Annotated in this window: 21 protein-coding genes; 11 read left to right on the plus strand and 10 right to left on the minus strand. The window is 60.4% G+C overall.

The annotated features are described in order from the left end of the window. Positions 1 to 82 precede the first annotated feature (82 nt). Positions 83 to 1,108 carry a 23S rRNA (adenine(1618)-N(6))-methyltransferase RlmF gene (rlmF, locus tag AD659_RS21380; protein ID WP_053124848.1) on the plus strand — a complete coding sequence of 342 codons (1,026 nt, stop codon included), beginning with the start codon at positions 83 to 85 and terminating at the stop codon, positions 1,106 to 1,108. A gap of 186 nt (positions 1,109 to 1,294) precedes the next feature. On the opposite strand, the gene AD659_RS21385 is transcribed toward rlmF, so the two are convergent. Next, complete coding sequence (locus AD659_RS21385; protein WP_007905514.1) at positions 1,295 to 1,576, minus strand: HU family DNA-binding protein; 282 nt, start codon at positions 1,574 to 1,576, stop codon at positions 1,295 to 1,297. 396 nt (positions 1,577 to 1,972) lie between these two features. Here AD659_RS21385 and yejK point away from each other — a divergent pair, with 396 nt between their 5' ends. Then, positions 1,973 to 2,977: a nucleoid-associated protein YejK gene (gene yejK / locus AD659_RS21390; protein ID WP_014340016.1), complete on the plus strand. Its 1,005-nt coding sequence runs from the start codon at positions 1,973 to 1,975 to the stop codon at positions 2,975 to 2,977. A gap of 197 nt (positions 2,978 to 3,174) precedes the next feature. On the opposite strand, the gene AD659_RS21395 is transcribed toward yejK, so the two are convergent. The 5 genes from AD659_RS21395 to AD659_RS21415 form a co-directional block, all read right to left on the minus strand. Next, positions 3,175 to 4,110, minus strand: a complete 936-nt coding sequence (locus tag AD659_RS21395) for a glutathione S-transferase family protein (RefSeq protein WP_053124850.1) — start codon at positions 4,108 to 4,110, stop codon at positions 3,175 to 3,177. A 79-nt stretch (positions 4,111 to 4,189) separates the two neighbouring features. After that, positions 4,190 to 4,513 carry a GIY-YIG nuclease family protein gene (locus tag AD659_RS21400; RefSeq protein ID WP_053124852.1) on the minus strand — a complete coding sequence of 108 codons (324 nt, stop codon included), beginning with the start codon at positions 4,511 to 4,513 and terminating at the stop codon, positions 4,190 to 4,192. A 40-nt stretch (positions 4,514 to 4,553) separates the two neighbouring features. Then, positions 4,554 to 5,024, minus strand: a complete 471-nt coding sequence (locus tag AD659_RS21405; RefSeq protein ID WP_053124854.1) for a nuclear transport factor 2 family protein — start codon at positions 5,022 to 5,024, stop codon at positions 4,554 to 4,556. 87 nt (positions 5,025 to 5,111) lie between these two features. Then, positions 5,112 to 6,440, minus strand: coding sequence for a CynX/NimT family MFS transporter (locus AD659_RS21410; protein WP_053124856.1), 1,329 nt, complete (start codon positions 6,438 to 6,440; stop codon positions 5,112 to 5,114). Continuing rightward, complete coding sequence (locus tag AD659_RS21415; RefSeq protein WP_053124858.1) at positions 6,430 to 7,089, minus strand: FadR/GntR family transcriptional regulator; 660 nt, start codon at positions 7,087 to 7,089, stop codon at positions 6,430 to 6,432. The genes AD659_RS21410 and AD659_RS21415 overlap by 11 nt, the downstream gene beginning before the upstream one ends. Positions 7,090 to 7,254: 165 nt before the next feature. On the opposite strand from AD659_RS21415, the gene AD659_RS21420 reads away from it, so the two are divergent. Continuing rightward, entirely contained in the window at positions 7,255 to 7,566 is a 312-nt protein-coding gene (locus tag AD659_RS21420; protein ID WP_018606189.1) for a type II toxin-antitoxin system MqsR family toxin, read from the plus strand. Beyond that, on the plus strand, positions 7,563 to 8,045 hold the full coding sequence (locus AD659_RS21425) for a type II TA system antitoxin MqsA family protein (protein ID WP_053124860.1): 483 nt from the start codon (positions 7,563 to 7,565) through the stop codon (positions 8,043 to 8,045). The genes AD659_RS21420 and AD659_RS21425 overlap by 4 nt, the downstream gene beginning before the upstream one ends. A 64-nt stretch (positions 8,046 to 8,109) precedes the next feature. On the opposite strand, the gene AD659_RS21430 is transcribed toward AD659_RS21425, so the two are convergent. The 4 genes from AD659_RS21430 to AD659_RS21445 all read right to left on the minus strand — a co-directional run bounded on the left by AD659_RS21430 (position 8,110) and on the right by AD659_RS21445 (position 12,272). Next, positions 8,110 to 8,874, minus strand: a complete 765-nt coding sequence (locus AD659_RS21430; protein ID WP_003178331.1) for an amino acid ABC transporter ATP-binding protein — start codon at positions 8,872 to 8,874, stop codon at positions 8,110 to 8,112. An 11-nt stretch (positions 8,875 to 8,885) separates the two neighbouring features. After that, positions 8,886 to 9,983: an amino acid ABC transporter permease gene (locus tag AD659_RS21435; protein ID WP_053124862.1), complete on the minus strand. Its 1,098-nt coding sequence runs from the start codon at positions 9,981 to 9,983 to the stop codon at positions 8,886 to 8,888. A 10-nt stretch (positions 9,984 to 9,993) separates the two neighbouring features. Continuing rightward, on the minus strand, positions 9,994 to 11,175 hold the full coding sequence (locus AD659_RS21440; RefSeq protein ID WP_053124865.1) for an amino acid ABC transporter permease: 1,182 nt from the start codon (positions 11,173 to 11,175) through the stop codon (positions 9,994 to 9,996). A gap of 65 nt (positions 11,176 to 11,240) precedes the next feature. After that, a complete protein-coding gene (locus AD659_RS21445; RefSeq protein ID WP_053124867.1) occupies positions 11,241 to 12,272 on the minus strand; it encodes an amino acid ABC transporter substrate-binding protein in 1,032 nt (343 codons plus the stop codon). A 473-nt stretch (positions 12,273 to 12,745) separates the two neighbouring features. Here AD659_RS21445 and AD659_RS21450 point away from each other — a divergent pair, with 473 nt between their 5' ends. From AD659_RS21450 to AD659_RS29470, 7 genes are all read left to right on the plus strand, one after another. Beyond that, a complete protein-coding gene (locus AD659_RS21450) occupies positions 12,746 to 13,402 on the plus strand; it encodes an alpha/beta hydrolase (RefSeq protein ID WP_053124869.1) in 657 nt (218 codons plus the stop codon). A 98-nt stretch (positions 13,403 to 13,500) separates the two neighbouring features. After that, positions 13,501 to 14,964 carry an ATP-dependent RNA helicase RhlB gene (gene rhlB / locus AD659_RS21455; protein WP_053124870.1) on the plus strand — a complete coding sequence of 488 codons (1,464 nt, stop codon included), beginning with the start codon at positions 13,501 to 13,503 and terminating at the stop codon, positions 14,962 to 14,964. Between the two features lie 123 nt (positions 14,965 to 15,087). Further along, complete coding sequence (locus tag AD659_RS21460) at positions 15,088 to 16,035, plus strand: ornithine cyclodeaminase family protein (RefSeq protein ID WP_053124873.1); 948 nt, start codon at positions 15,088 to 15,090, stop codon at positions 16,033 to 16,035. A 145-nt stretch (positions 16,036 to 16,180) separates the two neighbouring features. Next, positions 16,181 to 17,308 (plus strand): NAD(P)/FAD-dependent oxidoreductase, encoded by a 1,128-nt coding sequence (locus AD659_RS21465; RefSeq protein WP_053124874.1) that lies wholly within the window; start codon positions 16,181 to 16,183, stop codon positions 17,306 to 17,308. Positions 17,309 to 17,396: 88 nt separating this feature from the next. Beyond that, complete coding sequence (locus AD659_RS21470; RefSeq protein WP_053124876.1) at positions 17,397 to 18,023, plus strand: helix-turn-helix transcriptional regulator; 627 nt, start codon at positions 17,397 to 17,399, stop codon at positions 18,021 to 18,023. Between the two features lie 157 nt (positions 18,024 to 18,180). Continuing rightward, entirely contained in the window at positions 18,181 to 18,489 is a 309-nt protein-coding gene (locus AD659_RS30270) for a transposase (protein ID WP_231987638.1), read from the plus strand. A gap of 26 nt (positions 18,490 to 18,515) precedes the next feature. After that, the coding region (locus AD659_RS29470) for an IS3 family transposase (protein WP_244510958.1) at positions 18,516 to 19,251 on the plus strand (736 nt) is incomplete at its 3' end.

The following is a 19,251-nucleotide window of genomic DNA, read 5'->3' on the forward strand; positions in this document are numbered from 1 at the left end:
TGATCGTTGCAGTTGGGTTCCCAGGGGCCGGATGTGGGACAATGCCCGCCACTTTTTGAGCCATCCCCGAATCGACCCACCCATGACTGCCCCTCGCTCCCCGAAACCTGCCCGCCAGAAGCCCAAGCCCGCCACTGAGGCCAAACCCGTGGTGCCGCGGGAGAAGGCCAGCCTGCATCCGCGTAACCGCCACCAGGGCCGCTACGACTTCCCAGCGCTGATCAAATCCACGCCTGAATTGGCCAAGTTCGTGATCATCAACCCCTACGGCAAGGAAAGCATCGATTTCGCCAGCCCTGAAGCCGTGCGGGTGTTCAATCGGGCGCTGCTCAAAGCCTTCTATGGCATCGCCCACTGGGACATCCCTGCGGACTACCTGTGCCCGCCGGTGCCAGGTCGTGCGGACTATGTGCACTTTCTCGCCGACTTGCTCGCCAGCCACAACGCAGGTGAAATCCCCCGCGGGGCGGCCGTCAAGGTGCTGGACATCGGCACTGGCGCCAACTGCGTTTATCCGTTGATCGGCCACTGCGACTACCGCTGGCACTTCCTCGGCTCGGAGATCGACCCGACGGCGATCGCCTCGGCCAAGGCCATCGTCCAGTCCAATGGTTTGAACAAGGCCATCCAGTTGCGCCAACAGGCCAACCGCAAGCAGATCCTCCTGGGCCTGCTGGAGGATGGCGAACGGTTCGACCTGACAATGTGCAATCCGCCGTTTCACGCCTCCCTGGAGGAGGCCACCAAGGGCAGCCAGCGCAAGTGGCGGGCACTGGGCAAGGCCGATCCGAAGCGCAAGCTGCCAGTGCTGAATTTCGGCGGCCAGGCGGCGGAGCTGTGGTGCGAGGGTGGCGAGGCGCGTTTCGTCACGCAACTGATCGGCGAGAGCGCACAAGTCGCCGGGCAAGTGCTGTGGTTCAGCACCCTGGTGTCGAAGGCGTCGAACCTGCCGGCGATTCAGGCTGCGCTGAAAAAGGCCGGGGCGTTGCACAGCCAGGTGGTGGAGATGTCCCAAGGCCAGAAGCAGAGTCGTTTCGTGGCCTGGACCTTCCAGACCGAGGCCCAGCAACAGGCGTGGCGCCAGGCGCGTTGGGCTCGCAAGGACTAGAAAGACACTGCTGCACTGTAGGAGCTGCCGAGCGAAGCGAGGCTGCGATCTTTTGATCATTCCCTTGAGATTCAACTGTCAGGGAAAAGATCGCAGCCTCACTTCGCTCGGCAGCTCCTACGGTTTCCAAGGCAATAAAAAACCGTGCCCGGATCGCTCCGAAGCACGGTTTTTTTTACAGCGGTCTTACTTGTTGACCGCGTCGGTCAGGCCTTTGGCCACAACCAGCTTGATCACTTTCTTGGCAGCGATTTCGATGGCAGCGCCAGTCGAAGGGTTACGGCCGGTACGGGCAGGACGCTCGGTGACTTTCAGCTTGCCGATACCTGGCAGAGTGATTTCGCCGCCATTTTCCAGCTGATCGGCAACGATTTGGCCCAGTTGGTCCAGAGCGTTACGCGCGGTGGTTTTCGGCGCGTCGATTGCTTCAGCGATGTCAGCGATCAGTTGGTCTTTAGTAAGAGCCATGTAGTGTTCCTTCCCTATCAAATTCATATGGATTGCAGAGTGCAGTGTCAGCCATCGAGCCCGATCTCTCTGGATCAGGCACCCTCGGCACTCACCACGACGGATCGGGGTAATAGATGCCGAAAACCGGGTTTGGTTCGACCTGACAGATGCTGAATGCACGCTTAACGCAGTGACTTCGCGTAAGACCGGGCAAAACTAGCACAACGCCTCTGAAATATCCGCCTCTAGCTACCCATTTGGTCAGCTTTCTTGCGCTAAAACGTTAAAAAAATGCATATAGGCTGTCGGACGGGTCTGAAAGGGCCTTTGCTGGGTTCCAAAACCAGTGATTGCGGTACACTGGGCCCTTTTTCGGGGAGCGCGCCCTCCTCTCTTTCATCAGCCGAGAAATCCATGCCGATCCGTCATTGCATCGTCCACCTGATCGACAAAAAACCCGACGGCACCCCTGCTGTGCTCCATGCCCGCGACTCCGAACTGGCAGAGTCCACGGCCATCGAGAACATGCTCGCCGACCTCAACGAAAGCTATAACGCCAAGCAAGGCAAGGCCTGGGGCTTTTTCCATGCCGAGTCCGGGGCGCATCCGTTCAGCGGCTGGTTGAAGGAATACCTGGACGGCGGCAAGGACTTCACTGCGTTCAGTCGCGTGGCGGTAGAACACCTGCAGAAGCTGATGGAAGAATCCAACCTGTCGGTGGGCGGCCACGTGCTGTTCGCGCATTACCAGCAGGGCATGACGGATTACCTGGCCATCGCCCTGCTGCACCACAGCGAAGGCGTGGCGGTGACCGATGAACTGGACGTAACCCCGTCCCGCCACCTGGACCTGGGCCAGTTGCACCTGGCGGCGCGGATCAACGTGTCGGAATGGCAGAACAACAAGCAATCCAAGCAGTACATCTCGTTCATCAAGGGCAAGAACGGCAAGAAGGTCTCGGAGTACTTCCGTGACTTCATCGGCTGCCAGGAAGGTGTCGACGGCCCCGGCGAGACCCGCACCCTGCTCAAGGCCTTCAGCGACTTCGTCGAAAGCGAAGACCTGCCCGAAGACGACGCCCGGGAAAAGACCAAGACCCTGGTGGACTACGCCAGCAGCCAGGCCAAGCTCGGCGAGCCGATGGGGCTGGAAGAACTGTCCGAGCTGATCGATGAAGATCGCCCGAAAGCCTTCTACGATCACATTCGCAACAAGGACTACGGGTTGTCGCCGGAGATCCCGGCGGATAAACGCACCCTCAACCAGTTCCGCCGTTTCACCGGCCGCGCCGAAGGCTTGTCCATCAGCTTCGAAGCGCACTTGCTGGGCTCCAAGATCGAGTATGACGAAGAGGCTGGCACGTTGATCATCAAGGGGTTGCCGACATCGTTGACCGACCAGCTCAAGCGCCGTAACTGATGCTCGGCGGGGTCCTGAAGAAGTGCACGCGATATAGGTTTGAGGGCCTCATCTCGAACAGGCTCGCCCCACGCAGTGGTTAGTGCCCCCCCCTGTGGGAGCGAGCCTGCTCGCGATAGCGGACAGACACTCAACATCAACATTGACTGATCTGGCGCCATCGCGAGCAAGCTCGCTCCCACAGCGTCATTCGTTGTTCATCGAGCCACGACCCGGAACCCGAACCGCGGAAAGTGCACATGCACCACCCCGCCACGAGCATCTTCGCGGCGCAGAATCAATTCCTCGCGACCCGCGAACAGCAACTCCCCGGCCACCGGATCGACGCCATAATCCGTCGCGGCGATGGTCACCTGCTGCCCTGCCGTGAACCCGTTCGGCTCTTCGAACGACTCCTCCAGCAGCGCAGCCGGCGCAGCGTTGCGGGCAACCTCCAAGGCTTCCTCTGAACTCATCTGGCTCGACGCGCCATGGCCGAAACCCAGCACCCGTGCCAGCCATGCCGAAACAGCCGGATAGGCGTCCACCAACGGCGAGGTCACCGGGGTGCCCTTGAGGAACCACAGCGGATGGGCCATAGCGAAGTCGGCAATCGACGGATCACCCAAGAGGAAATCGCCCTCCTCACGCTGCAACTGTTGCTCCAGGCGCGCCATGATCGTTGGCCACTGGTGCTTGGCCTGGTCGGCGGACAAGCGTGTGGTCGTGCCGCCGCTGAACAGCCCGGCGCGGTCGCTGATGAATGCCTTGATCGCTTCAGGCGACAGCTTGGCGAAACGCACCGCCACCGATTCAGGCTGGAACACCAGGCTCACCGCATGCTGGAACACCACCGAATCGGCCCAGGCGGCAAAGGACGCGGCGAGCATTTCCCGGCCTTCAGGGAACAGTGCTGGCGAGGCTTTTTCCTGCTCTAGTCGACGAGCGATCAGCGACGTATCGCAATAGATATCCGCGCCGATCTGCAACACCGGGGTCTTGCGATAACCGCCCGTCAGCGCCGTCAAGTCAGGCTTTGGCATCATTGGCGGGATGCTCACCGAACGCCAGGACAAGCCCTTGAAACCCAGCAACAGTCGGGCTTTTTCCGCGAAAGGAGACGTTGGGTAATGATGAAGAATCAACTCTGACATGGGATTCGCCACTGCAGGAATGAAGTCTTGCAGCTTAGCGCGCCTCGTCGGGCCAGCCTACCGGCCTGATGAAGACCTATCAGCGCGGCTGATGCAGCGACAGGCCACTGGCCACCAGGCATTCCTTGGCACTTTTCCTGAGCTTTTTGATCAGACGCTCCTGGCGCAAGGCCTCGCCCTTGTCGCGACAGGCCTCGGTGTACACCAGGGCCACTGCCGGGCTGGACAGAAAGAAGCGCGCGCCCTTGCCGCTTTGATGCTTGGCGAAACGCCGGACCGGGTCATCACTGATGCCGCAGTACAGCGAACCATTGGCAGCCCGCACCAGGTAGACGAACCAGGGCTTGTCCGGTTCGGCGGCGCCTTGTGCAGGCAGATCGGAGGATAAGTCGACGGTCGTCACAACATGTTCAACAGGTGGGCCAAGATGAGCCGCGATCTTATCAGCGACTGGCCTGGAACGCCCGCAGCCCCTTGAGCGCCTGGGCCCTGACGGCGTTGCGCACCAGCGGCGTCCAACCCAGCAGCAGGCCCTTGGTGCCCAGCGCCTGGCGGGACCAGCGCCACAGATCGAAGCTGTCATGGTGCTCGCAGATCTTGCCATCGCGAAACACGAAGCGCGCCTGGATGTCATTGATTACGATATTGCCGGTCTGGCTGAACAGGTACGTCGCCACCCAGTGAGCGCCGCCGGTACGCTCGTCGCTGCGCACGTTATCGAAGGTCAGGGAAAAGTCCTTGGCCCGGGTCGTCAACATGCGCCACATGTCACCGGCATCGCGCCCGCGCAGTTCGCCGAACGCCGGATCGCTGAACACCACGTCGTCGGTGTAGCACGCGCTCATGGCTTCGGCGTCCAGGCGCTGGAAGGCCTGGTAAAAGCGGGTGATCAAGGCGTTGTGGGCATCACTCATGGACAGGCTCCGAAAAACGTTTCAGTAGGCCTGCACGATAATCTGCCGCCGCGGGGAAGACTATCGTCATTCGCCACGAAAATGATATCAACGACGGTCAGTAACCCTTTCACTGCTGACCCCGACGTACAACGCCCGGCCCGCGCCAATACCGGCGATGATCGCCCCCAGGCCAATCAGGCCGAAGATCCAGCCCAACGCATTCCAGCCGCCGGTCAAGTCGTGGACCACCCCCACCGCGAACGGCCCCAGCGACGCCAGCGTATAGCCGAAGCCCTGGGCCATGCTGGACAGGTTGGCGGCGACATGGGCGTCCCGCGAACGCAACACGATCAGCGTGAGCGCCAGGCTGAACGTCGCGCCCTGCCCCAAGCCCAGCAGGATTGCCCAGCCCCACAAGCCGTCGATGGGTGCGTAGAGGCAACCGAACAATCCGCCCAGGGTCATGAGCATGACGATCACGATAGCCAGGCGCTGGTCCTTGCCGCGCGTGGCCAGCCAAGGCGCCGCGAGGGAGCTGATCAGTTGCACGATAACCGAGCCGGACAGCACCAGCCCGGCCTGGGTCGGGGTCAGGCCACGTCCAATCAGGATCGAGGGCAGCCAACCGAATACGATGTAGGCCAGAGACGATTGCAACCCCATGTACAAGGTCACTTGCCAGGCCAGGGGATCGCGCAGCAAGCCGCGGACCCGGTACGCCACCTGATGGGCACCGTGTTTCTCGCCCACTTGCGGCAACCAGAACACCGCGGCCAGCAGCGCCGGGACCACCCAGAACCCCAGGCCCAAGGCCCAGTCATGCCCAAGGTGCTCGCTCAACGGCACCGTCGCCCCGGCCGCCATCGCTGCGCCCAGGCACAGCGCCATGGTGTAGACACCGGTCATGGCCCCGGCCTGTTTGGCGAAGTCGCGCTTGACGATGCCCGGCAACAACACGCCGATGACGCCGATGCTGGCACCGGCCAGGATACTGCCGGCAAACAGCCCGACCTGACCGAACGCACTGCGCAGGACGATGCCGCCGGCCAGTGTCAGCAAAATGCCCAGCACGACGCGCTCAGCGCCGAAGCGTCGTGCCAACACAGGCGCCAGCGGTGCGAACAACCCCAGGCAAAGCACGGGCAGAGTCGTCAGCAAACCCGCTTGCGCAGCCGATAGACCAAGGCTTTTGGAAACCTCGCTGAGCAGCGGCGCCATGCTCGACAGCGCCGGGCGCAGGTTCAGCGCCACCAGGATCAGCCCAAGCAGCAACAGCCAGGGCCGACGCACCAACGGATGGCTCTGCTGGGCCTGCTCATCGTCGGCCTCCGCGTCGATCAACAGTTCTTCGAGTTCAGCGGCGCGTTTGGGCGTCGTCAGAGCGGTGCGGTCAAGCGGATCGCGGGACATGGAAAGCTCTGCTTCAGGGTTCATTGATCAACTGCCGGCACAGGGCCTTGGCCTGCTCCGGGTCTTGGCGTTCGACGGCTTCGAGGATTTCGACGTGCAGGTCGAACACATGTTGATGGCGGGGAATGATGTTGAGGCTCTGGCGCAGTTGTGCGCCGATGACGCTGGAAAAGTAGCGATAGAGTTCACTCAGCGCGGGGTTGTGCGCAGCGTCCACCAGCAGGCGGTGGAACACCAGGTCGCAAGCGATGTAGTGCTCCAGGTCGCCATGGTAATGCTCGCCACTGGTTCGCAGTGCCTGGCGCAACGCAAGCAAATCCTCATCGGTGCGCCGCAGCGCAGCCAGGCCAATGGCTTCGACTTCCAGGATGTGCCGGGTTTCCCGGGCCTGTTCCAGCGAACAGCGCGACAGCACCTTGAGGGTATCCAGCGGATCGACCACCGCACGCACGTAGCTGCCGTCGCCCTGACGGATCTCGATCAACCCGGAAAACGCCAGCACACGCATGGCTTCGCGCACGGTGTTGCGGCTGATCCCCAGCTCCGCCACCAACTCCGGCTCGGTGGGCAAGCGCTGGCCGACGGTCCATACCCCGTCACTGATACGCCGACGCAATTGCTCCAAGGCCTGATCGACCAGGGAGCGTTTCATTAATGGAGAAATATCTGACATAGAGTCCACCCTTTCATCCAATCATAGGATGAATTTTCTGACATGTTAGTCAGCTTCGTGTAGGACGGCAATCGCCTAGGGTCAATGGGACGGAAAAGGAGCGAAATTTTCGATTAGTCAATATTACCCTTTAAGGGTAATTTTAAGGACAAGGCACACCGTTCCATGGAAAAGAACACACCCCATTACGCCTTGGTGGCGATACAGGCGGATGTCAGGCGGCTTAAAGGGAAAGCTTTCACCAGCACTGCGAAGAACACTGCTCGGACGCTCGGTTTAAACGTCTCGGACATGCAGCAGGTCATCCATGGGCTTGAGCGAAAACAGTTCTACAAATCGATGACCACCTATGACGATCATCGAGTCTGGCATGACGTCTATCACGCCCATTCACACGGTCTGGAGATTTACCTGAAGGTAACGTGCCACCCCAGTGGAGGCCCACCGGTAATTTCCTTCAAGGAGAAAAACTCATGAAAAATCAGCAGTGCTTCAGCTGTGGTGCCCAGGAGGGCATGTTGCATTTCGAAGGTCGCGGCGAAACCATGAGCGTCAAGGGACTGGAACGCCGGGTCGATGACTTGTCTGGCTGGGAATGTCAGATGTGCGGCGAAGTCGAGCTCGATTCAAGCTGCTCGGATCGCTACGACCACGCAGGTGATGAGCTGGTCAACGCGGCCAGGAGAATAATTGGCGAAGAAATGAAACGCATACGTCGCAAACTGCATCTGTCGCAAAAAGAAGCGGTTTCGTTTTTGTCAGGTGGCGGGCACAACGCGTTTTCCCGCTATGAGCGCGGTGAGGTATTGCCACCAAAAGCGTTGATGCTGCTGATGCGCCTGCTTGATCGCTACCCGCATTTGCTTGCAGATGCACGAACCCTGGCTGAAGGCGCGGACTTGAGAGGATTCAAGACGACGGTGCACAAGGAGCACGAAATCCTCACGACTTCCTGAGCAGCCGAAGCAGAAAAAAATAAACCCGGACAAGTCCGGGCTTATTTCACTGCCTAAGGCCGGATCAATGCAGGATCTGGCTCAGGAACAGCTTGGTACGATCATTCTGCGGGTTATCGAAGAAGTCGTTCGGCGCGGCCTGTTCGACGATTTCACCCTTGTCCATGAAGATCACGCGGTTGGCCACGGTGCGGGCGAAGCCCATTTCGTGGGTCACGCAGAGCATGGTCATGCCGTCTTCGGCCAGACCGATCATGGTGTCCAGCACCTCTTTCACCATTTCCGGGTCGAGGGCCGAGGTCGGCTCGTCGAACAGCATGATTTTCGGCTTCATGCACAGGGCACGGGCGATGGCCACACGCTGTTGCTGACCGCCGGAGAGCTGGCCCGGGTACTTGTGCGCCTGCTCTGGAATGCGTACGCGCTCCAGGTAATGCATGGCGATTTCCTCGGCCTTGCGCTTGGGCATCTTGCGTACCCACATCGGCGCCAGGGTGCAGTTCTGCAGGATGGTCAGGTGCGGGAACAGGTTGAAGTGCTGGAACACCATGCCGACTTCACGGCGGATCGCTTCGATCTGCTTGAGGTCGTTGGTCAGTTCCACGCCGTCGACCACGATGCGACCCTGCTGGTGCTCTTCCAGGCGGTTGAGGCAGCGGATGGTGGTGGACTTGCCGGAGCCCGACGGGCCGCACAACACGATACGCTCGCCCTGCTTGACGTTCAGGTTGATGTCCTTCAACACGTGGAACTGGCCGTACCACTTGTTGACGCCCTGCATCTGAATAATGCCTTCAGGGCTCACAGGCTGTTTGATCGCTTCACTCATAAACTACGCTCCTAACGCTTGTGGCCAGTGTCCAGCTTGCGTTCCAAATGCATGGAATAGCGGGACATACCAAAACAGAAAATCCAGAACACCAGGGCGGCGAACACATAGCCTTCAGTGGCCATGCCCAGCCATTTCGGGTCGGCGGCAGCTTGTTTCACGCTGTTGAGCAGGTCGAACAGGCCGATGATGATCACCAGGCTCGTGTCCTTGAACAACGCAATGAAGGTGTTGACGATACCCGGGATCACCAGCTTCAGGGCTTGCGGCAGAATCACCAGGCCCATGCTGCGCCAGTAACCCAGGCCCATCGCCGCGGCCGCTTCGTACTGGCCCTTGGGAATGGCTTGCAGGCCGCCGCGCACCACTTCGGCCACGTAGGCCGACTGGAACAGGATCACCCCGATCAGTGCTCGTAGCAGCTTGTCGAAGTTCATGCCTTCGGGCAAGAACAGCGGCAGCATCACCGACGACATGAACAGCACCGTGATCAACGGCACACCGCGCCAGAACTCGATGAAGGTCACGCAGACTACACGGATCGCCGGCATGTTCGAGCGCCGGCCCAGGGCCAGGACGATACCTAGCGGCAATGCGCCGACAATACCGACGGTGGCAATCACCAACGTCAGCATCAGGCCGCCCCACTGGCTGGTCGCCACGGTATCCAGACCGAAAACGCCACCGTGCAGCAGGCACCAGGCAATGATCGGGTACAGCACCAGGAAGCTGAGGCCGTAGATCGCCTTGCGCGGGAAGCGCGAGATGAACAGCGGCGCCACACCAAGCACTGCCGCCCACACGGTCAGGTCTACGCGCCAGCGCAGGCCCGTCGGGTAATAGCCGTACATGAACTGGCCGAAACGCTGTTGGATGAACACCCAGCAGGCGCCCTCCTTGGTGCAGTCGGCCTGGGTGGTGCCGACCCAGTTGGCATCGAGAATCGCCCAACCGAGGATCGGTGGAATCACCAGGTAGATCAGGTAGAACGCAAACAACGTCAGCAAGGTGTTGAGCCAGCTGGAGAACATGTTCGCGCGCATCCATGCCACCGGCCCGAACACTTTGCTCGGTGGCGGCATATCAGGTTTGAAAGTATGGGATGTCATGCGCTTTTCCTCACCGCTCGATCAGCGCAATGCGCTTGTTGTACCAGTTCATCAGCAACGAAATGCTGATACTGATCGCCAGGTACACACTCATGGTGATCGCGATCACCTCGATGGCCTGACCGGTCTGGTTCAACACCGTGCCAGCAAACAGCGAAACCATTTCCGGGTAACCGATACCGGCGGCCAGGGAAGAGTTTTTCGCCAGGTTCAGGTATTGGCTGGTCAGCGGCGGGATGATCACGCGCAGGGCTTGCGGGATGATCACCTTGCGCAGGGTCGGACCGTTGCGCAGGCCCAGCGAGTGAGCCGCCTCGGTCTGCCCATGGCTGACCGACTTGATGCCCGAGCGCACGATCTCGGCGATGAACGCCGCGGTGTACACGGTCAATGCCAGGGTCAAGGCCAGCAGCTCGGGAATCAGTACCCAGCCACCGACGAAGTTGAAGCCCTTGAGTTCCGGCATTTCCCAATGCACAGGCGCACCGAAGATCACGGCGCACAGTGCCGGGATCACCAGGAACAGCGCCAGGCCCACCCAGAACTTATGGAACGGCTCGCCGGTCGCTTCGAAACGCTTGTTGGCCCAGCGGGTCATCAGCACGATGGCGACGATCGCCAGCACGATGCTGATCACGAACGGCCAGAACCCTTCCGCTACCAGCGCCGCCGGCATGTTGAGGCCGCGACTGCTGACGAAGAAGGTGTCACCGAAATTGTGGGCAGCCCGTGGTCCCGGCATCGTCAGGAATACGGCGAAGTACCAGAACAGGATTTGCAACAGCGGTGGAATGTTACGGAAAACCTCCACATAGACGGTCGCCAGCTTGGAGATGATCCAGTTCTTCGACAAGCGTGCGACGCCGATGATGAACCCCAGGATGGTCGCCAGAATCACGCCAATGAAGGTCACCAGGAGGGTATTGAGCAAACCGATGACAAAGACGCGGGCATAGCTGTCCGCTTCGGTGTAGTCGATCAGGTGTTGGGCGATGCCGAACCCGGCACTGCGCTCCAGAAAGCCGAAACCGGACGTGATGCCCCGGTGTTCCAGGTTGGTCTGCGTGTTATCGAACAGAAACCAGCCCAGCGAAATAACCGCCACGATGGTGACGATCTGAAATACCCACGCACGCACTCGTGGATCGCTGAGGCTGAGCCTCTGCTTAGGTGCGCCGATTGAATTTTGCATGAAGTGCCCCGCAAAGAATGGAACAGAACATCACCCGGTGGTTGGCCCACCGGGTGATAGAACCATCAGCGCACTGGTGGTGCGTATTGGATGCCGCCTGCGTTCCACAGCGCGTTCAGACCGCGATCGATCTGCAGCGGGGTGTCCTTGCCGAGGTTACGCTCGAACATTTCACCGTAGTTGCCGACTTGCTTGACGATCTGCACGACCCAGTCCTTCGGCAGCTTCAGGTCTTTGCCGTATTCACCGTCAGCGCCCAGCATACGAGCGACGTCCGGGTTCTTGGTGGACTTGGCTTCAGCTTCGACGTTCTTCGAAGTCACGCCTGCTTCTTCGGCATTGAGCATGGCGAAGCCAGTCCAACGCACGATGGCCAGCCACTCGTCGTCGCCGTTACGCACGACCGGGCCCAGTGGCTCCTTGGAGATGGTTTCCGGCAGGACCACGTAGTCCTTCGGCGAAGCCAGCTTGCTGCGCTGGGCGAACAGTTGGGATTTGTCGGAGGTCAGCACGTCGCAACGGCCGGATTCCAGCGACTTGGCGCTTTCATCGGAGGTGTCGAAAGTGATCGGGGTGTACTTCAGGCCGTTGGCGCGGAAGTAGTCGGACACGTTCAGCTCGGTGGTGGTACCGGCCTGGATGCAGATGGTCGCACCGTCCAGTTCCTTGGCGCTCTTGACGCCCAGTTTGCTGTTGGCCAGGAAACCGATGCCGTCATAGTAGGTAATGAAGCCAGGAAACTTCAGGCCCATGCCCGCATCACGGGAGCTGGTCATGGTGGAGTTGCGCGACAGCATGTCGATTTCGCCGGATTGCAGCGCGGTGAAGCGCTCCTTGGCGTTCAACTGGCTGAACTTGACCTTGGTCGCGTCGCCAAACACCGCAGCGGCAACGGCACGGCAGAAGTCAGCGTCGATACCGACGATCTTGCCGGTCGAATCAGGCACCGAGAAACCCGGCAGGCCATCGCTCACGCCGCATTGCACAAAACCTTTCTTCTGCACGGCATCCAGGGTTGCACCCGCCTGAGCGAACCCGCTGACACCGAGGACTGCTGCCGCAGTCACGACTGCCAGGGTGGATTTCAGTAACTTCATTCAAACCTCCAGTTTTGCTCTTGTTGTGTCGGAGCTCGAGCCCTGTCGCACCCTTTTGAGGCATTGCCGACCCTTGTTGGCTTTTTTTAGGGTCAACCGACGTCTGGACCTTCGCTATGAGTCTAATAATGAGGATGTCCGTAAACAGTGGTCATGCCCATCTCTCACCAATCGGCCGAACGGGCTGTAGCCCTTCACGTTCGCGAAGCCCGTAGCGGCTATTGGCGAACATTCATCACCGGATTTCTGATATCCCATGCGGCGCGTCTAACTGATAGTGTTACCGCGCAGCGTAAGAAATCATCACTCAGCTACCCCATAGCAAAGCCCGTACCAGACCGCTGCGCTTAGGCCATGTAAAACTCGTCAAGACAAAAACTTTCAGCTTTGCGACATCTAATTAACTGAGGCACCGGGGACGCACTGTAATCACGCACTGATTGAGCGCACCCGCACAGATTTGGAGCACAACCATGACCGACCCCTTGATTCTCGAGCCCAGCGGCACTGTTGACGCGTGCATTATCTGGCTCCACGGCCTGGGTGCCGATCGTTATGATTTCATGCCGGTCGCCGAAATGTTGCAGCAAAGCCTGCTCACCACACGTTTCGTTCTACCCCAGGCCCCGACCCAACCAGTAACGATCAACGGCGGCTATGCCATGCCCAGTTGGTACGACATTCGTGCCTTGAGCCCGGCCCGGGCCATCGACGAACAGCAACTCGAAGCCTCGGCGCAACGGGTCATTGACCTGATCGAAACCCAGCGAGCCAGCGGAATAGACGCCTCGCGGATTTTCCTCGCCGGTTTTTCCCAAGGTGGCGCGGTGGTCTATCACACCGTTTTCGTGAAATGGCAGGGCCCGCTGGGCGGCGTGGTCGCACTGTCTACTTATGCACCGACCTTCAGCGAAGAACTGCAATTATCGGCCAGCCAGCAGCGCATTCCGGTCCTGGCGCTGCATGGTCAATACGACGAAGTGGTACTCAACCCCATGGGGCGGACTGCTAAAGAGTATTTAAAGCAGCATGGTGTCACCGTGACATGGCAGGAATACCCAATGGGCCACGAAGTGTTACCCGAGGAGATTCGCGACATCGGCACCTGGCTGGCCGAGCGGTTGCGCTAAGCGGCCAATCGCCACGCCGGTCCTTTGACGATCCCACTACGCCGCGCCCGTTTCTTGCATTACACTGGCCGGCGTACATTCCTTAACCAATCGATGAGATGACCGTGCTCAAAGCACTCAAGAAGATGTTCGGTAAAAGCGAGGCCGAGCAACTCGCGCCTGGCCCCACAGCGCCGACCCACGGCCCGAGCCATACCGATGCGCAACAACCGCGCCGGGCGGCACCTGTTGCACAAGCAACAAAAGAACCCGTCGCCCAGCCTGTCACGGCTCCCGAGCCGGAGAAACCCCGCAACGAAGCCCCTCGGCCGCGCCGCGAGCGCGCTCCCAAACCACCGGTCGTTGCCTGGAAACTCGAGGACTTCGTCGTAGAACCCCAGGAAGGCAAGACCCGCTTCCACGATTTCAAGCTCGCCCCTGAATTGATGCATGCCATCCAGGACCTGGGTTTCCCGTACTGCACGCCGATCCAGGCGCAGGTGCTGGGCTATACCCTCGCCGGCAAAGACGCCATCGGTCGCGCCCAGACCGGCACCGGCAAGACCGCCGCCTTCCTGATTTCCATCATCACCCAATTGCTCCAGACCCCGCCGCCCAAGGAACGCTACATGGGCGAACCGCGGGCGCTGATCATCGCGCCGACCCGCGAGCTGGTGGTGCAGATCGCCAAGGACGCCGCCGACCTGACCAAGTACACCGGCCTGAACGTCATGACGTTCGTGGGCGGCATGGACTTCGACAAGCAGCTCAAGCACCTCGAAGCACGCCACTGCGACATCCTGGTCGCCACGCCGGGCCGCCTGCTGGACTTCAACCAGCGCGGTGACGTGCACCTGGACATGGTCGAAGTGATGGTGCTGGACGAAGCCGACCGCATGCTCGACATGGGTTTCATTCCCCAGGTACGCCAGATCATTCGCCAGACCCCACCGAAAAGCGAACGCCAGACCCTGCTGTTCTCCGCCACCTTCACCGAAGACGTGATGAACCTGGCCAAGCAGTGGACCACCGATCCGGCCATCGTCGAGATCGAAGCCGAGAACGTCGCCAGCGAAAACGTCGAGCAACACATCTACGCAGTCGCCGGCGCCGACAAATACAAGCTGCTCTATAACCTGGTCAACGACAACGGCTGGGAACGGGTGATGGTGTTCGCCAACCGCAAGGACGAAGTGCGACGCATCGAAGAACGCCTGGTGCGCGATGGCGTCAACGCGGCCCAACTCTCGGGCGACGTGCCTCAGCACAAGCGCATCAAGACCCTCGAAGGTTTCCGCGAAGGCAAGATCCGCGTCCTGGTTGCCACCGACGTGGCCGGTCGTGGTATCCACATCGACGGCATCAGCCATGTGATCAACTTCACCCTGCCGGAAGTACCGGACGACTACGTGCACCGTATCGGCCGCACCGGTCGTGCCGGGGCTGCGGGGGTTTCAATCAGCTTCGCTGGTGAAGATGACTCCTACCAGTTGCCGTCGATCGAGGCGTTGCTGGGCCGCAAGATCAGTTGTGAAATGCCACCGACGCATCTGTTGCGACCGGTTGAGCGCAAGCGGCCTTAACCGTCCCCACAGAACAAAAAAGCGCAGCCAGGCCAGGCTGCGCTTTTTTTTGCCCGGGATATTGCTCGATTAAACTAAAAGTCCATAATAGACAAATTAGTTTACAAAGCTCCCGGAGCCTCCATGTCCAGCACACCTTATGTGATGACCCAAGCCCAGGCCCGCGAACTGCTCGGGCAAATCGACGTGCCACAGATCCTGCGCCGGCTGTTTCGTGATCTCGCCGCCGGGCAAGCAGTACAGCCGCCCCAGCAACTGGTGGTGTTTCCCCAGGGCGCCGGGGATTTCATCAACTACCTGGGCGTGCTGGCTGAAGACCAGGTCTACGGGGTCAAGACCTCGCCCTATATCGTGCGCGAGCAAGGCCCGTTGGTCACCGCCTGGACCTTGCTGATGTCGATGCAGACCGGCCAGCCGCTGCTGCTGTGCGATGCCGCCGAGCTGACCACCGCCCGTACCGCCGCCACCACCGCCGTCGCCGTCGATGCCCTCGCCCCGCACGGCGCCAGGCGCCTGGCCGTCATCGGCAGCGGCGCGGTGGCCCAGGCCCACGTGCACTACGTCAAGGAGCTGCGGGACTGGCAAAGCATCCGCCTCTACTCGCCAAGCCTGAAAACCAAGTCGGCGCAGGAACTCGCCTCGCTCACCAGCCTGGACCCGCGCCTGCAAATCGCTGATACCCTCGAAGCCGCGCTGCACGACGCCGATGTGGTGATGCTCTGCACCTCGTCCGCCAACGCCGTGCTCGATCCGCAGACCTTGGGCAAACCTGCGCTGATCACCTCCATCAGCACCAACGCCCCACGCGCCCACGAAGTACCGCCCCAGCGCCTCAATGACATGGATGTGTTCTGCGACTATCGTCAGACCACCCCGGGCTCGGCCGGTGAAATGCTGATCGCTGGCGAACAGCACGGCTGGCAGGCGTCGAGCATTATCGGCGACTTGCCTGAATTGCTCAGCGAACACGTGGCTCGGCCGAACTATGAACGCCATGTGTTCTTCCGTTCCATTGGCCTGGGGCTGGAGGATGTTGCGCTGGCGAATGCGCTCTACCGACTTCATAACTGACCCCCCTATTCCCTTGTGGGAGCGAGCCTGCTCGCGATGGCGGCGTATCAGATAAAAATAGGCGGCTGACACACCGCTATCGCGAGCAGGCTCGCTCCCACAGTTTCTCGCAAACTCCCGGCACAGTGTTCGGCAGGAGAGCTTCATGACCTCAGCAGACTTCATCATCATCGGCGGCGGCATTGCCGGTGCCTCCACCGGTTACTGGCTGGCGCCCCAGGGCCGGGTCATTGTGCTCGAACGCGAATCCCATCCGGCCTACCATTCCACTGGACGCTCGGCGGCGCTGTTCACCGCCGCCTACGGCACCCCGCAGGTGCGGGCGCTGACCCAGGCCAGCCGGTTTTTTTTCGACGCGCCACCGGCCGGCTTCTGCGAACACCCATTGCTGAGCCCACGGGGTGAAATGACCGTGGACTTCACCGGCGACCCGGACGAGCTTAACAACCAGTACCTGAGCGCCAAGGCGACGGTACCGCAGATGCAATTGCTCAGCGCCGATGAAGCCTGCGTGCGGCTGCCGATCCTGCGGCGAGACAAGGTTCACGGGGCGATCTACGACCCCACGGCCTGCGACATCGACACCGATGCGCTGCACCAGGGGTACTTGCGCGGCATCCGTCGCAGCGGCGGCAGTGTGCACACCGACAGCGAAGTGCTGGGCCTGAGCCGCGACGACCAAGGACTTTGGCACGTGAAGACTGCCGACCAGACCTTCACCGCCCCCGTGTTGATCAACGCCGCCGGCGCCTGGGCCGATCAAGTGGCCGAAATGGCCGGTGCCCGGAAGCTGGGGCTGCAACCCAAGCGGCGTGCAGCGTTCATTTTTGCCGGCCCCGAGGGCGTGGATATTCACGATTGGCCGATGCTGGTGAGCCTGGACGAATCCTTCTATATGAAGCCCGACGCTGGCATGTTCCTCGGCTCGCCAGCCAACGCCGACCCGGTGGAGCCCCACGACGTGCAGCCGGAAGAGCTGGACATCGCCATGGGCATCTACCAGATCGAAGAGGCCACCACCCTGACCATCCGCCGCCCGACCCGCACCTGGGCCGGATTGCGCAGTTTCGTCCGCGACGGGGATCTGCTGTCCGGTTTCGATCCACAGGTGCCCGGTCTGTTCTGGGTCGCCGCACAGGGCGGCTACGGCATCCAGACGTCACCGGCCATGGGCCAGGCCAGCGCGGCGCTGGTGCGTGGCGAACCGCTGCCCGAGGCCCTGTCCCGTTTCGGCCTGAGCAGCGCCATGTTATCGCCCAAGCGCCTGGCGTGAGCCAACTCAGGTGACGCATCGCCACGATTGCGGCACACTCCCCCGCGCCCCTGTTCCACGGGGCGCTGACGCTGCCTGGAGCCCTGTCATGACCGCTTCGCCACCCGATCCGGCGCTGGAAAACTTCCGCACCATCGCCGACGCCATCGCCACGCTGTTCTACCCCCACGCCGAAGTGGTGCTGCACGACCTGCGCACCCAGAAAATCGACTACATCGCCAATAACCTGTCCAAGCGCGAAATCGGCGATGACTCGTCCCTGGAAGACATGCTCAGTGAGGACGTCAGCGAACGTAACATCGGGCCGTACGAAAAACTGAACTGGGACGGACAGAAGATTCGCAGCCTCAGCAGCGTCCTGCGCGATGCCCAGGGTCGTCCGTTGGCGGTGCTGTGCATCAACCTGAATATTTCGCTGTTCGAGAATGCCAAGGCCGCGTTGGACCTGTTCCTGTCGCCGGGCAAGCTGATCCCCCAGCCGGATTCATTGTTTCGCGATGACTGGCAGGAGCGGATCAACACCTTCCTGCACGCCTGGATGCGCGAGCGTCAACTGAGCCTGAACCTGTTGACCCGCGACCACAAACGCGAGCTGGTGCTGGCGCTGCATGCCGAAGGCGCGTTCAAGGGCAAGAGCGCGTCCAACTATGTCGCCAATGTGCTGAACATGGGGCGGGCGACGGTGTACAAGCATTTGAAGGAGTTGAAGGGCTGAGGTCTTGTGTTGCCTGTCCTGGCCTCATCGCGAGCAAGCTCGCTCCCATACTGGATCTCTGTTCAATGAGATCCAATGTGGGAGCGAGCTTGATCTGGCCTAATGAATTTGGACACATCAATAGGGCGCTATGATGGCGCCCAAATCTGAGGTGTGCATGATGATGCGAAAATCCTATTCCAGTGAGTTCAAACTCAAAGCTGCAAGCATGGTGCTCGATGAGGATCAGCCGATTCCCGAGATCTGTGCCAGCTTGGATATCGGCCCAACAGCCCTGCGCCGCTGGGTCGAGCAGGTGCGAAAAGAGCGCGCCGGATCGACGCTTGTCGGTACCAAGGCAATCACCGCCGATCAGAAGCAAATCCAGGAACTTAAAGCCCTGCTCAGGCAGAAAGACCGGGATATCGAAATCCTAAAAAAGGCCAGTGCTCTCCTGCTTTTAGACTCCAAAGATCATTCCCTCTGATCAGTGAGCTAGGCGAGCAGTACGGCATTACAGACTGCTGCCGCGTGTTTGAAGTCAACCGCAGCAGCTATTACGCCTGGCGTCAGCGCCAAGGTAAAACCAACCCGGAGCGCGAAGCGCTCAAGGTTGTTCTAATTAAATACCACAAGGCATCAAAAGGCTCGGCAGGTGCACGAACCCTCTCCGAAGACCTGCGGGGCGACGGCCATCAGGTGGGCCGCTATATGGCCCGCGGGTTGATGAAGGAAGCTGGGATCGCTAGCCGTCAGCGCAGACCTCACAAGTACAAGTCATCGGGCGTTGAGTCGCTGGTGGCTGAGAATGAGCTGGACCGTGAGTTTTACGTAGCTGATATCAATAAGGTTTGGTGCGCAGATATCACCTATATCCAGCTGGGCAAGCGCTGGCTCTACTTCTCAGTCGTTCTGGATCTATTTGCGCGACGAGTAGTGGGCTGGTCGTTTTCACTGGTCGCCGACGCGACACTGGCGCGCGAATCACTGCGAATGGCCGTCGAATTGAGAGGGCGACCTAAAGGCGTACTGTTCCATTCTGACCAGGGATGTCAGTACACCAGCCATAAATTCCGGGACGAACTGGTGGCGCACGAGCTTAAGCAGAGCATGAGTCGAAAAGGCCAATGCTGGGATAACGCCCCGATGGAGCGTTTTTTTGGCAGTTTGAAGTCCGAGTGGGTGCCTGAAGAGGGATACAACTCGGAACACGAAGCCCGAGTTGATATAAACCGCTATGTGACGCGCT

The organism is Pseudomonas thivervalensis (assembly GCF_001269655.1).
GTDB lineage: Bacteria > Pseudomonadota > Gammaproteobacteria > Pseudomonadales > Pseudomonadaceae > Aquipseudomonas > Aquipseudomonas thivervalensis.

Excerpts from the sequence above, each read along its gene's own strand:
- rhlB (WP_053124870.1), top strand. The coding sequence starts at position 13,501 with ATGACCGTGCTCAAAGCACTCAAGAAGATGTTCGGTAAAAGCGAGGCC.
- yejK (WP_014340016.1), top strand. The coding sequence starts at position 1,973 with ATGCCGATCCGTCATTGCATCGTCCACCTGATCGACAAAAAACCCGAC.
- AD659_RS21420 (WP_018606189.1), top strand. The coding sequence starts at position 7,255 with ATGGAAAAGAACACACCCCATTACGCCTTGGTGGCGATACAGGCGGAT.
- rlmF (WP_053124848.1), top strand. The coding sequence starts at position 83 with ATGACTGCCCCTCGCTCCCCGAAACCTGCCCGCCAGAAGCCCAAGCCC.
- AD659_RS21465 (WP_053124874.1), top strand. The coding sequence starts at position 16,181 with ATGACCTCAGCAGACTTCATCATCATCGGCGGCGGCATTGCCGGTGCC.
- AD659_RS30270 (WP_231987638.1), top strand. The coding sequence starts at position 18,181 with ATGATGATGCGAAAATCCTATTCCAGTGAGTTCAAACTCAAAGCTGCA.
- AD659_RS21460 (WP_053124873.1), top strand. The coding sequence starts at position 15,088 with ATGTCCAGCACACCTTATGTGATGACCCAAGCCCAGGCCCGCGAACTG.
- AD659_RS21410 (WP_053124856.1), bottom strand. The coding sequence starts at position 6,440 with ATGAACCCTGAAGCAGAGCTTTCCATGTCCCGCGATCCGCTTGACCGC.
- AD659_RS21445 (WP_053124867.1), bottom strand. The coding sequence starts at position 12,272 with ATGAAGTTACTGAAATCCACCCTGGCAGTCGTGACTGCGGCAGCAGTC.
- AD659_RS21385 (WP_007905514.1), bottom strand. The coding sequence starts at position 1,576 with ATGGCTCTTACTAAAGACCAACTGATCGCTGACATCGCTGAAGCAATC.
- AD659_RS21440 (WP_053124865.1), bottom strand. The coding sequence starts at position 11,175 with ATGCAAAATTCAATCGGCGCACCTAAGCAGAGGCTCAGCCTCAGCGAT.
- AD659_RS21415 (WP_053124858.1), bottom strand. The coding sequence starts at position 7,089 with ATGTCAGATATTTCTCCATTAATGAAACGCTCCCTGGTCGATCAGGCC.
- AD659_RS21425 (WP_053124860.1), top strand. The coding sequence starts at position 7,563 with ATGAAAAATCAGCAGTGCTTCAGCTGTGGTGCCCAGGAGGGCATGTTG.
- AD659_RS21435 (WP_053124862.1), bottom strand. The coding sequence starts at position 9,983 with ATGACATCCCATACTTTCAAACCTGATATGCCGCCACCGAGCAAAGTG.
- AD659_RS21470 (WP_053124876.1), top strand. The coding sequence starts at position 17,397 with ATGACCGCTTCGCCACCCGATCCGGCGCTGGAAAACTTCCGCACCATC.
- AD659_RS21405 (WP_053124854.1), bottom strand. The coding sequence starts at position 5,024 with ATGAGTGATGCCCACAACGCCTTGATCACCCGCTTTTACCAGGCCTTC.
- AD659_RS21450 (WP_053124869.1), top strand. The coding sequence starts at position 12,746 with ATGACCGACCCCTTGATTCTCGAGCCCAGCGGCACTGTTGACGCGTGC.
- AD659_RS21395 (WP_053124850.1), bottom strand. The coding sequence starts at position 4,110 with ATGTCAGAGTTGATTCTTCATCATTACCCAACGTCTCCTTTCGCGGAA.
- AD659_RS21430 (WP_003178331.1), bottom strand. The coding sequence starts at position 8,874 with ATGAGTGAAGCGATCAAACAGCCTGTGAGCCCTGAAGGCATTATTCAG.